This is a genomic window from Pseudomonas sp. p106 (genome assembly GCF_003936645.1).
Classification (GTDB): Bacteria; Pseudomonadota; Gammaproteobacteria; order Pseudomonadales; family Pseudomonadaceae; genus Aquipseudomonas; species Aquipseudomonas putida_E.
The window spans coordinates 1-12,086 of the sequence record NZ_RHQR01000021.1; the positions used below are offsets into that span (position 1 = coordinate 1).

5 protein-coding genes and 2 tRNA genes are annotated in these 12,086 nt (G+C 60.0%); 3 read left to right on the forward strand and 4 right to left on the reverse strand.

The window, feature by feature from the left end:
- Position 1: 1 nt before the first annotated feature.
- Together EGJ09_RS21745 and EGJ09_RS21750 are read left to right on the forward strand one after the other, a co-directional pair.
- A tRNA-Gly gene (locus EGJ09_RS21745) sits at positions 2-77 on the forward strand.
- A gap of 85 nt (positions 78-162) precedes the next feature.
- Positions 163-238, forward strand: a tRNA-Gly gene (locus EGJ09_RS21750).
- Positions 239-345: 107 nt separating this feature from the next.
- On the opposite strand, the gene EGJ09_RS21755 is transcribed toward EGJ09_RS21750, so the two are convergent.
- The 4 genes from EGJ09_RS21755 to EGJ09_RS21770 form a co-directional block, all read right to left on the reverse strand.
- Positions 346-1,428: a fimbrial protein gene (locus EGJ09_RS21755; RefSeq protein WP_125924754.1), complete on the reverse strand. Its 1,083-nt coding sequence runs from the start codon at positions 1,426-1,428 to the stop codon at positions 346-348.
- Positions 1,425-4,004, reverse strand: a complete 2,580-nt coding sequence (locus tag EGJ09_RS21760; RefSeq protein ID WP_125924755.1) for a fimbria/pilus outer membrane usher protein — start codon at positions 4,002-4,004, stop codon at positions 1,425-1,427. Before EGJ09_RS21760 ends, EGJ09_RS21755 begins: the two co-directional genes overlap by 4 nt.
- Before the next feature lie 257 nt (positions 4,005-4,261).
- The gene (locus tag EGJ09_RS21765) at positions 4,262-9,364 is read right to left on the reverse strand and encodes an RHS repeat domain-containing protein (protein ID WP_125924756.1); all 5,103 of its coding nucleotides are present in this window, start codon (positions 9,362-9,364) and stop codon (positions 4,262-4,264) included.
- Between the two features lie 27 nt (positions 9,365-9,391).
- Complete coding sequence (locus EGJ09_RS21770; RefSeq protein ID WP_115275599.1) at positions 9,392-9,826, reverse strand: hypothetical protein; 435 nt, start codon at positions 9,824-9,826, stop codon at positions 9,392-9,394.
- A 303-nt stretch (positions 9,827-10,129) separates the two neighbouring features.
- Between EGJ09_RS21770 and EGJ09_RS21775 the strand changes: the two genes are divergently transcribed.
- Positions 10,130-11,926 carry a hypothetical protein gene (locus EGJ09_RS21775; protein ID WP_125924757.1) on the forward strand — a complete coding sequence of 599 codons (1,797 nt, stop codon included), beginning with the start codon at positions 10,130-10,132 and terminating at the stop codon, positions 11,924-11,926.
- Positions 11,927-12,086 lie beyond the last annotated feature (160 nt).

A 12,086-nucleotide genomic window follows, 5' to 3' on the forward strand; every position in this document is an offset into this window, starting at 1 on the left:
TGCGGGAATAGCTCAGTTGGTAGAGCACGACCTTGCCAAGGTCGGGGTCGCGAGTTCGAGTCTCGTTTCCCGCTCCAGTTTAAATACTGTGGCGTCTATGCGGTGCAGTGGTGGTGAAGGTCGTCAAGACGCTTCACGCCGACAGCGGTAAAGCTTCACAATGCGGGAATAGCTCAGTTGGTAGAGCACGACCTTGCCAAGGTCGGGGTCGCGAGTTCGAGTCTCGTTTCCCGCTCCAAATGTAAGACGAAAAAAGGGACCTCTGGTCCCTTTTTTTGCGTCTGGATTTTTTGCCATGGACGGCGAGAGTACGCCGATGCCCCTGGAGCAGGGGCGATGCCGTGCTCAGCGGTAAGTGATGGTGAAATTCAAGGCGCCTTCGGCCACACCAGGTTTAACCGTTGGGGCGGTCTGAACGTAGCGTGCCTGAAAGTCCAGGCGGGTCAGGCCGACGTCAAGCTCTTTGACCAATTGGTCGGCCTCCAAGGGCATCGGTGAGCCGTCGCCGCGTAGAATCTGGATACCGATGCCTGCAGCATCCGAGGTGGTGGTCAGGCTGAACAGACCTTGGTCGGGGTCAATGGCGCTGGATCCTCGGACACCGTCGAGTTGCAGGTAGATATCTGCGCGTTTGGCGCCCGGCGTACTGTTGTCCTGGCAATCGTTGAGGGTGATATGGAAGGGGGTGGCCGGCGTGTGCGTGCCGACGCCCTTGAAGTCATCTACCTTGTGGTCGCCCAGCAGGACAGGGTCGGCACTGACCGCATCGGCTTTGAGGGTGCACTGTGCGCGATTGACCGTCGCTGTTAGCCGATAATCCAGCACCTTGCCCAGGTCGTGGATAAAGCCATGGAACATCTCTCCACTGACCCGCTGCGGGCCTGCGTCAATATCACCGGTCTTGATGAACAGCGCTTGGCCGTTGACCGCGCTCAGTTGCGCGGCGAACACAGTATCTTGGGTCATGGCCCCGGAGTAGGGAATGGCAGTGCCGTCGTCCGGTGTGAAGCTGTTGCTACTAGCGCCATTGTACGGGACGCCCATATCGATGTAGACACCCACGCCCGGGATGTTGGTTTGCAGCACATGGCCATCGACGTTTTTGCCGTCGACCGGTGGCAGGCTGCCGCTGAACAACGGTGCAGTGTTGAGAAGCCTGGCGGTCACCGGGGTGACGGGATTATAGAAGCATTGCAGCGTAGTGCCCTGTTCATTGCGGGCGAACAGGTTGGCTTTGCCGATGAGTGCTCCGACCGGGGCGTCGCGCGGGACCCAGAACGTGCCCAGGTCTTTTTGAAAGGTCAGGTAGGTGGGGCCGCCAGCGGCAAATGCGCAGCTGCCGTGGGCGCTGGTGGACGCCAGGCCGAGCGCCAGGTTGCACAGGATCAAGGCGAGTGGGTGCAGGTGGCTGCGGCAAGATGAGGTCATGAGGTGTGTCCCTGTGGGGCGTTGGCGGAAGCCGGGTCGGTGTCGTCAGCTGAGTGCGGTAGGCAATCGATCGTTTGCATGCGATAGCCGTCGCTGACCGGCATCGCGCGTGCATCCAGCGTCACATGGCATTTCTGGATTTCGATGTCGCCCCAGTGCACCTGCAATTGCTGCTGGCCGGGTTCGGTGGTGGCCAGCAGTGTTTGTCCGGCTTGGCCGACCACACCCAGTGCCTGGCCGTGGGTATCGCTGACCTGAGCGCCGAACGGCAGCGGCCGGCCGTCGGGCTGCTGCAGGGTAAGGACCATGCGCACCACTTTGCGTGCATCGAAACGGGCTTTGACCACCGCGCCCCGGCGAGGCACCACTTGTTGGCTGGCATTGTCGATGACCACTTCGGGTGATAGCTGGTCGGTGTCCAGCACCAGTGAATTGATCCGGTAGGGGTTCAGGTGTGAGACCAGCAGATAGCCCTGCTCATCGGTGCGTGCCGAGGACGCATTCTGCACACCGACGTTGGCGACGTTGGGAACATGGACCAGGGCAGGGTTCTCGCCCAGGTAGCTGCCCAAGGCGATGCCGTCGGCATGCACCAGCAGCGCACCGCTGGCGTTCAGCGACAGGCTGCGTTGGTCGTTTGCTTCGCTGTAACCCACGCCAAAGCTACCTTGGCTGCCTTGATACGCGAGCGCCACAGCGCCGCTCTGGCGGTTGTTCTGGTCGCTGGCGAGCGAAGCATGGTAGCTGAGACGATCATCCAGCAGGCCGCCCTGCAGGCTCGCCCGCTCGCTGTGCTTGCCGTCGGAATGTTGCAGGCTGAACGAGGCGGTGTGCGGGCGGCGGCCGAAATCAAGCGGCAGGCTCAGGCTTACCCCGAACAGGCGGCTGTTGGTATTGCGCGCGCTAAGCGATTGAGAGGCGAACAGGTTGATCGCCAGTTTGTCCACGCGTGTGTTGTACTGCAGCTGGTACTGGCGGCGCTGATAGTCGCTGCGCCAGTAGTCTTCCTGGGACAGCGTCAGGCTCAGTGAGCTGCTGCGCCCAAGGTTCTGGTACATCGAGGCTTCGACCCGGCTGCGCCGGCTGCCTGCAAACCGAGCATCGGCATAACGCTGCTGAACGGACTCGTCAAAGTCGCGATAGCCCTCGGTGGAATAGCGGTAGCCTGCAAAGCGCAAGCTGGTGCGGGTCTGGAAGCTCTTGCCATAGCGCAGGCTATAACTTTGCCCCTGGACGCGGCCAAGCGTGCTTCCCAAGTCTGTATTGGCTTGGGTGGCATCCAGTGACAGCGCGCCCAGCTCGCCAAAGTCACGGGCCATGCCCAGTGCTGTGGCGCGGTAATGGTCGCTGGCGAGCACGCCGCCGTAGAGGGTGGTGTTCCAGGCGCCGCCGCGGGCCAGCGTGCCCTGCCAGAAGCGCGGGTTGTCGAGGTGCTTCGCGCCATTGTAGTTGCCGGCTGTGGCGGTGTAGTGCCAGACGCCTTCACGCAACAGGCTGCCCAGCGATGAATAGGGCTGGATGAAACGGCTGACCTGGCCATCGCTTTCCGTGACCACGACTTCCAGCTCACCGTTGCCGGAGCCGACACTCAGGTCATCGATTTCATAGGGCCCGGGCGCGACGTAGGTCGAGTAGATTGCAAACCCGCTGCGCAGCACTTCGACCTTGGCCCGGCTCTGTGCGACACCGCGGATTACCGGAGCGTATTGGCGCATGGTGTCGGACAGCATGCCCTGGTCCGAGGCCAGGCGTGCACCGGAGAAGGCAAAGGTGCGAAATACCTCGCCGCTGGTAAAAGTCTCACCCAGCGTGAGGTTGGCATACAGGCCGGGCAGGTCGCGCTGTGCGTAGGTGTCGGTGCGTGTCCAGCGGCGCAGGCCTTCTTCATTCTCGCGCAAGGCCTGCTGGCTGCGTAGGCGCCAGGGCCCCAGGTTGAGCCCGCTGCTCAGGTAAAGGTCCTGGCTGCTGGAGTTGCGCCCGTCGCGTCTGGTGCTGTGCTGGGCAGACGCCTGGTAGTTGACGAAGGCAGCATTGATCCCAGTATCCCAACGCTCCTGCGGCACGTTGCCCGAGCGGTCCTGGCGCAGGGCGATCTGTGGAATGGACAGCGACAAGCGCAGTTGCGACGGGTCGAAATCGACGCTCGCTTGCGGGATCAGCGCAGGCAGGTCGACACAGCGATCGTCGTCGGGCAGGGGCGTTTCCAGCGCCTGTTCACGCAGGTTCAGAGTGCGCAACAGTTCGCTGGTCAGGCAGGCTTGCAGGCCTGTACCTTGGGTGGCCTCATGGAATTCGATCTCGCGTTCTTCGACGGGCGTGAGGTTGACCAGCAGTGCCACGCGATAGCGCCCTGCTGTCAGCGGCGTCTGGGCCGCCAGTGTCTGCAGCGCGAGCGCACCGGCTTCTGCCGCCTGGCCAGGGGGTTGGCGCATGAAGCCTGCCTGGAACTGTGCAGGAAGGTCGGCGGCAAGAGAGGGGGCGCTCAGCACCAGGGTCAGGCAACCGCCCATCAATGGCGGTTGCAGGGCGAAGCGCAGGCGCGACGGCAGAGGCCTGCGCCGGTCAAATTGGAGCATGGGAGGGTCCTGAACTGCGCTACCGATCAATGCCTGGGCGCGGTCGGTGAGCGATGTGTGGTGCGTGGGTTGAGCAGCGGCGTACCGGCCGCATCAGGGCCTGGGTACAGCGTGTTCGAGGGCGCTAGGTTAGGCTGGCGCGGGGAGGTGGGATGTAGGAAAGGTCTTTGCTTTGCGGTGGAGTCGTCCACGTAATGCAATGAACTCCCGCCGCAATGCGCAGCGGGAGTTCATATCAGTTAACGCTTTTGTTAACTCTATTCGATCCTCCACTCCGTGCCGTTATTTCTCCAGGCTATTTTTTGACCTAGACCTACTAAGGTAAGGTCAGCCGGAATCGGTCTCCATGGACTGGGCGGCACTGATTCGAGAACGGTATTGGAACCGCCACCCTTTTGAGAGTTGTTCGACTGCGGATTCCTGCGAGAGCTTGGAGGGGTATGTGGGGGCGACTGATGGTTTTCATTGGTCTGCGGACCCGGCCCTTCAAAGTTGTCTGACGAACTTGACGAACTTGACGAACTTGACGAATTGCGGTGCTGGGGCCCCTGGCTGGACTGCTGGGGCCCCTGGCGGGACATGGGCGGTGGATTTCGCGGCGACTGCTGCGAATTTGCTGTGTTCTTGGGGAATTGGACGTCGGTGATATTCTTGAAGAAGGCCTTTTTCGCCGCCTGATAACTGGCCATCGCCTTCGCGGATTGGGCGGCCCTGGCTGTGCGCAGTGCAGCGCGGACGCTATTGATCCCCACACCCCCGACGAAGCCGCCCAGAAAGCTGAGCCCATAGGCGATGTAGCCCAAGTTGGCATTATCGTCGTTGGTCGCCGTCAAGTAGGCTTGAATGCCTAGCGCCGCTGCGTTGGCAGCTACTCCGCCTATTCCTGCAATATAACCTAGGGTGATACCGATGCTCGCCGGTGCCGTCCAAGGCATCGTGATTACTGATACGCCCAGCATCAAAGCGGCGATGCCCACCCCCAACCATGCGCTCCACGGCGTCTTCGGCTTCTCGGGCGGGTCGACATACGAGGGGGGATCGCGATGCGGCGAAACGCCCTCAGAGCGGTGCCCGGTTGGGTCGCGCCAGTTGACTGGGTTGCCCAGGGCATACAGGTAGGGGTTGACTCCCGACTCTTCGGGGCTAAACGAGTCCGGGCTGTGGAAACGCATCAGCGCGGGGTTGTAGGCGCGATAGCCGCTGCCTAACAGGTACCAGCCAAGTACCTCCTCGCGGGCTTCGCCATTGAATGCCAGGAGGCTGCGCATGCCGTTGTCTTCAGGCCGTTCGCCGTAGGCGCTATAGTCTGCATGGCGGGTGCCGTCAGCATCGCATTCGCCGATGACGCTGCCGGGCAGGTCGCTTAGCAGCAGTTGCGTGGCGGCGGGATCTGTAGGGTAGCGCTGTACCCCCAAGGGCTGGTTTGCGCCATACAGGTACTGTGTGAGCACACCGTCTTGCGAGGTGCACTGCAGTTGTTGGCCCAGGAAGCGGCGGGCGTCCTGCCGGGTGCCACGGTGCAGCGAGCCCACCAGCACATTATGGCCATCGTACTGGTATTCGACCAGAGGCGTCAGCCCGTCGGCATCCAGCACTCGTTGCAGGCGGCCGAGGGCGTCGTACTCCAGCTTGCGTCCTTGCTCGTCATTGAGCATGTTGCCGAGTTCGTCGTAGTCGAAGGCTTGCTCTTCGGGGTAATCCTCAAGCAGCTGATGCGTGACTCCTAACAGTTTGAAACTGCCATCGGAGGCATAAGTAAAGTCAGCCCTGTCGGTGTTGCCATCGGCAAATACGGTTTGGCAGCGGGTGAGGTTGTCCAGCTCATCGAAGCGGAACAGCTGGCTGCTGATCGGCCGCCCCTTGGCATTGCACGGCAGTGCCTCTCCTTCACAGTAGTGCGCGACCAGGCGGTCGAGCTCATCGTATTCGAAGGTTTCCTTACGTACCTCTTTACCACCGCGTTCCAGGGTGCGGTTTTGCAGCATGTCGTTGTCCAGCCAGGTCAGGGTGATGACCTGTATTTCACTGCCGGTTGCGCTCAGGGTTCGTTTTACCTCGCGTCCCAGCGAGTCATAGTCCTGCGTGCACTGCACATGGCGCTCGGCATTGGCGCTGTCGCGGGTGGTGGTACAGGCGAGCAAACCTTGGCTATTGTATTCGAACGCCGCTTGCAGGGTGCCCTGCTCGATGCTGGTGACCCGGCCCAATGCGTCATGGCCATAGATGCTGTCGTGGACATCGGAGTGCTCGAGGGCCCTGATTTGGCCTTGCAGCGAGTAGCGGTAGTCGCTGTGATGCTTGAGCTGGCCGGCGACCTTCCAGGATTCTGCTGCCAGGTAGCCCTGATCGGAATACTGGTATTCGCGGCTCCCATTGCTGTTGCCAGCAGTGGAAATGTCTGCGCTCAGCGGTTCGTATGCAAAATTGGCTTGCAGAGTGCTGTTGGTCAGTACCTGCTCATCCATTTCGATACTGGCGTTCACGTGAGTGGGTTGCGCGGTCAACTGCGGTAAGTACTGATAGCCGATCACCCGCTTGCGCATGCCCTTGGCGGTGCTCTGGAGGGTGTAGGCGGTGCGTTTTTCCACCAGCTGGGTTGTGCCGTGGTAGGTGTATTCTTCTACCCGCGGGCCTACTTTGAGTTTGGCCAAGCGATCCAGGCCGTCGAACGCTCGCTCGCAAACCGTCTGGCTGTCGCTGGCGCCCGCCTTGCGCACCTGCAGCGAGGTGGTCAGCTCGCCGGTGCTCTGCGGGGCAAAATGACGGATCAGTGCGGTGCCGTCCGGGCGCACGGTCTCGGCCATACGCCCCCAAACGTCGTAGACGTATTCGGTGACGCGTCGTGCTGCCTGGGTGCTGCTCTCAGTGAAACTGAACGTGTCTTTGATACAGCGGCCAAGCCCGTCATACACGAAGTCCGTGCGGCCCGCCTGAATGGCTGGCTGGTCGCCCCGCTCGAGCTGGCGATACTCGAAGACCGGTTTATTGAAGGCATTGAGTTGGCTGACTTGTAGCTGTTGCTTGACCCCCGGTGCATCCGGGCTCTCGCGCCAGCGAGTGACAAGATCGCCACCGTCACCGAAAGGAGTTGCGTGCGTCACCTCCTTGATGCCATCTGGGCGAAGCACCTCGCTGCGCGCGCCCCAGCCGTCGTAACCATAGCTGTAGTTGCGGGTCACATCTGGCGCTAGCGCCTGGGTATCGACGATGTCAGGCGGGTAGTCGTAGAAGGTTTCGCCGATCAGGCGGCCCACCGAGTCATAGCGCTGTTGTGACACGGTGTACTGGAGGCGCTGTTGCGGGTTGCCCGGGGCACTGACCTCACGCTCTTCCCTGATCTGCCGGTTCTGGCCGTCGTAGACGATGCGCGTGAGCACTCCTTTGGCATCGATGACTTCTTCGCAGGTGCGTGTGCGGCCGTCTTCGCTCAGACGCGGATAGGCAAAGCGGCGGGTCGCCTTGTATGCCGGTTCGTCTGGCGCTGTGGTGTGCTCCACGACGCGATTGAGCACATCGTATTGATAGCGGTTGACCACGCCCAGGGTGTCTTGCTCTTCGACCAGTTGGCCACTGAGGATCGACTGTGCCGAACGAGTGGTGGCCTCCAGGGTGCCGCACGGCGCACTGTAGGTCTCCCGGGTCTGCATCCAGGTAGGTTGCCCTGCAGGGTCATTGATCAACTCATAGCGCCAGCGGCGGCCCGCCGAAACACCATTCATGCTGAACTGATGCTGATCGATTCGGCCGTGCAGAAGTGGCTTTTCAGGCATGTTCAAGTAAGTACGATGATTGCTGTGCAACAGCGTCTCATGTTCCTCGCCCTGCTCGGGGGTGACCGCGAAGGTGTCTTCCTGCTCGAGCGCGAGCCAGCCATCAGGCAGCGCGTTGTAAGTGCTCTGGCGCAGGCCGGGCAGCTGCACATAGCGGTAACGATTACGTTTGATCGGGGCTGCTGGCAGCGTGTCATCATCAACCGGGGCCGGGTAGACAGTCTCGCACTTGAGGTTACGCACGAAACCTTCCGGGTCTGCCGGGCAGCCGTCGCTTTGCTCCTTGGGATAGTACTCGCGCACGGTGCGCATGCCATTGGCCTGAATTTCTTCAACCAGATTGCCGCTGGCGTCATAGCGGGTTAGCTGGGTTTCATCGCGACGGTCTTGCGAGTTGCCTTCCAGGGTGAAGGTCTTGGTGACCTTGTGCGGCAACTGGAAATAATTCGGCTGGTCTGCGAATTGCCGATTGGCCAGTTCGTGATAGGTGGTGCTGACGGTTTCGATGCAGCCTTGCTGGGTGGTGACCTGTTCGGTCATCAGATGGAAACGGTTGAAACTGCGCTTGACGGTGCGCAGTACCTGGCCATCAAGGTAGTGGCTTGCCGTGGATTCGTAGCTGAAGCCGGCCTGTGTCGATTTGTAGAGGTTGTCTTCGCCGCCTTCGGTCCAAGTGACGCCCGCGCCGTTGCCCAGAAAGTTGTTGCTGCTGAAGGTGTAGGTGTTTTTCATGTGGGTTGTTTCATCCAGCGGATCGGGCTGGAGAACATGTTCGGCGGCATAGGGCAGTGTTTGTGCAACCCCGGGAAGCGCGTGGCCGTCTTCCTTGTAAGTCACTGTCTCGACACCACCTACCGGGTTGCTCAAGCGGGTCAGGTAGTACGACCCGCCGATGGCTCGATAGCTGAACTCCCATCTGGCCTGATCGGCACCGGGCAAAGTCATACTGATCAGTTGGTCGCCTTGCAGGCCCAGGCTGAACCGGGCTCGGGCGTCAGTCTCTGGTTGCAGGTCCAGCAATACCTGGTCGTTGCGGCCGTAGTCGATGTTCAGCAGGGTGCGCTGGCTGTCGTCTCGAATCGTCGCCAGGCAAGGCTGGCCATTGACCGGGGTGTAAAGCAGGTCGATACCATGCCCCGAAGGCGCCAGCACTCGAACCGGCAGGGCCACTTCAAAGTTGGGGGCCTGTGGCTCAAGGATCTCGGTGAGCCCAGACTTGTGCGCGATGCGAAAGCGTTTTTTTTCCCCCTCGCTGATATTGCGGAACTGGAAGCTTTCCAGCTTGCGCTCCGTGATAACGGCGGTTTCTCCCGGGCCATTGTCGGCGACATGGAAGCTCTCGCCGGTGTGCAAGTCAAGCATGCCGTTGGGCACGCTGAACCTGGTCAGTTTCAAGCTCCAGCCGATGCCAAAGCCGGTGTTGCGTTCGTTCAGGGGGTTGAAACCCAGTTGCAGGGGCAGGTTGGGGCCGCACAGCGCGTTGGCGTTGAGCTCCGGCAAATCGATACCGAGCGTATATTGGCCGGTGCGTGGATCGACGCTGCCTTGAACGAAACTCATGAAGTTGAACGCATTGGAATGCAAAGACATACCGTGTTCCTCGTGAAACCACTCAGCTCAGCGGGTGGGGGGGGTAGGTGAAGTTACAACGACCACTTTGCCGAGGGTGTCGCGCTTGACTGTACCCGTGCTTTTGCCCTCTACGACGATACCCAAACCCTCTTTGATAAAGTCGTTGGCAATATAGGTGTTGAAGAAATAATCAACATCCTGATTGTTCAAGCGTGCCGTATGGTGCGTGGTTTTCAAGCGCAAACTCCATTCGGGTTCACCCGCCTTCATATTTCTGGAATACAAGGTGATCAGTGATGCAGACGGTATGTCGTCCATTTGAATTTTGCGCGGTGTGCCAAGTCGAGTGTCGCCGCTTGTCAGGTCAAGTGTGAAGGTGCCGCCCTTGGTAATTACAGGGATGTTGAGTGCCCGGGAATCCTGGTCGGGATCGGTAACGATAATGACCCCTGATTGAAGCGGAGTATTTTCATGTGTCATGACAGAAACCTCATTGGTTAAGCGCTTCACTCATCTGGGTGTGAGTCGCCAATGTCAGCGCAGGTTCGCGCGCAGGGCCTGTAAAGCCTGATCAAAGGCTAGGAGAGTTGGCCTTAAGGCGCACCTAGTAGTTTTGCCAGTTGTCCGGCTTATTCAGGGCGGTTTATAACTGAGGTCAGATCAGCCGCAGGCGGTACACGGTGGGCAGGGGGTAACGCCTTCATTATTTATCAACCGTCAACGGCGTTATTCAGCCATTACCACGGTTGGGTATCCACCGTCTTTAATCCGAGGTCGTTAAACATGAGTGCGCAGCACAGAGCATTGCTCGAGGAACCAGAAGTTCCTGATTTGAATGAATATGATGAAGTTGATCTGACGGCATTGGGTGACCGGAACCTGATGACCTACATTAAATATACCGGTATGCAAGATGGAGACTTTGTTCGGCCCCGTTGGGTGGGTGCCAGCCCGTCCGGCGAGGCGTTTGATGATGTTACAGCGCAGCTTCAAGTTGGCCCGGAGGATGTGGCCAATGGGCTTGAGGTCACTATCCGCAACGACAGGCTCCGTGCCGCCGAAGGGGGTTGGGCGTTCTACTCTTATCAGGTCAACGATGGGCAGGAGTCCCTGCGTAAGTTCTGTTACGTAGGGCTGCGCGCACGGACCGAACCGGAAACCCTTTCGGTGCTGCATGCCTTGCCGTCACATGGCTTGACACTTCAGCCAGGTGCCTTGCCCGCCGGTGGGGCAATTACGATGCTGGTTGCACCGTATCAGGCCATGCAGGTAGATGACACGATCACGCTGCAACTGGTGGGGTATGACGAGGACGGAGTGGAGGATAGCGTTTGGTCGCGTACGCTGACCGTGACAAAAGACCATTTCGACAAGATTCCATTGTCTGCCGATGTGCCCAAAAACTGGTTCGGTTTCTTGGAAAAAGGCTACATGGAAGGCTTCTACCGCATTGACCTGGTGGACGGTGGTAGTGTCGATTCGCCTCTGCAGCGCTGGGAAATCGACTCGAAGGCAACGTTGCCCGACCTGCTCGCTGCCCCGCGCATCGAGGGCCACAGCGAAGGTGACCCTCTGGACCCGACACAGTTTCGCAATGGTTTGGCCATTGCGGTGCCGGCGTATCCAGGTATGCAGGTGTCTGACCATGTTGTCCTGCATTGGCGCAGCCCGGCGGGTGATTTGGTCCAGGCGGCGCGGGTCGATCCCAGCAGCCTGGCTGCCGGCTCGCTTTTTTTTCGAGTGCCCGTCGAGAATGTGATGCAAAACGCCGGTAGCAGTGTGCGATTGAGTTACCTGTATGGACGTAAGGGAGGCAACTTGAGCTCGAGTGAGCTTCAGGTGACTGTGGCATTGATACGGTCGCTGCCTGCCGCCGATGTAAGGGGTGCCATTCCAGAAGGCCCGGCTGATGCTGGCCGCATCCCCGGCCTTGAAGCCAAGGACGGGGTTTACGTCGTAGTGCCTGCAGACACGCTGGCCCCAGGGGAGCTTGCCGAGGTGCACTGGATGGGCCAGTCAGCGCTAGGCCAGTACATAGCCAAGGAGCCGGTCAGCCCGGCCAACCCGCTTCGCTTCTTCATTCCCAAAGACTATGTGCCAGCCAATTTTGGGCGCGGCGAAAAGGACGAGTCCAGGCGCTTTCAGGTGTTTTACCGGCTGATCGGTGCTACCGGCCAAGTCGACTCGGCGCCCTACAACCTTCGGATTACGCCGGTGCCCAGCACCAGCTACCCACAGATTACCTGCACGCAGGCCGATGCAGGTGGGCTCTCTCTGGCGAAGGTACCGGCAGCGGGGGCCGACCTGGCGTTGGGCACTTGGCTGTTCGGTAAGCAGGGCCAATTGCTGACAGTTGTGGTCAGTGGCGTGACCGCGACGGGCGAGGTCGAAGAGGTGATTCTGGACAGCGCTCCTGTCACTGCCGAGCAAGCCGAGAACGGCGTAAGGGCGAAGTTGCCCAAGGCATTTCTGGAAGGGTTGATAAGGGGCGAAAGTTTTACCATTTCGCCACGGCTCAGCTTTGACGGCGGCGTTTATTTCACGCCGTTTAGAAGTATCACACTGACGTTGAACCGCTAGAAACAACTGACCGACCGCCCTGTGGCCAACGCATTGCTACTGCGCCATTAAGGGCGTCTGCGGATACCCAACAACGTGCGTCGTACCTGTTTTCTTTAGGCATTTACATGGCCTGAGGACAGGTGTCGCTCGCCTGTTAATGAAGACTCGATTGTCTGGA

Bases quoted from the DNA above. Each gene is read 5' to 3' on its own strand.
- EGJ09_RS21755 (WP_125924754.1), bottom strand. From the start codon at position 1,428: ATGACCTCATCTTGCCGCAGCCACCTGCACCCACTCGCCTTGATCCTG.
- EGJ09_RS21760 (WP_125924755.1), bottom strand. From the start codon at position 4,004: ATGCTCCAATTTGACCGGCGCAGGCCTCTGCCGTCGCGCCTGCGCTTC.
- EGJ09_RS21765 (WP_125924756.1), bottom strand. From the start codon at position 9,364: ATGTCTTTGCATTCCAATGCGTTCAACTTCATGAGTTTCGTTCAAGGC.
- EGJ09_RS21770 (WP_115275599.1), bottom strand. From the start codon at position 9,826: ATGACACATGAAAATACTCCGCTTCAATCAGGGGTCATTATCGTTACC.
- EGJ09_RS21775 (WP_125924757.1), top strand. From the start codon at position 10,130: ATGAGTGCGCAGCACAGAGCATTGCTCGAGGAACCAGAAGTTCCTGAT.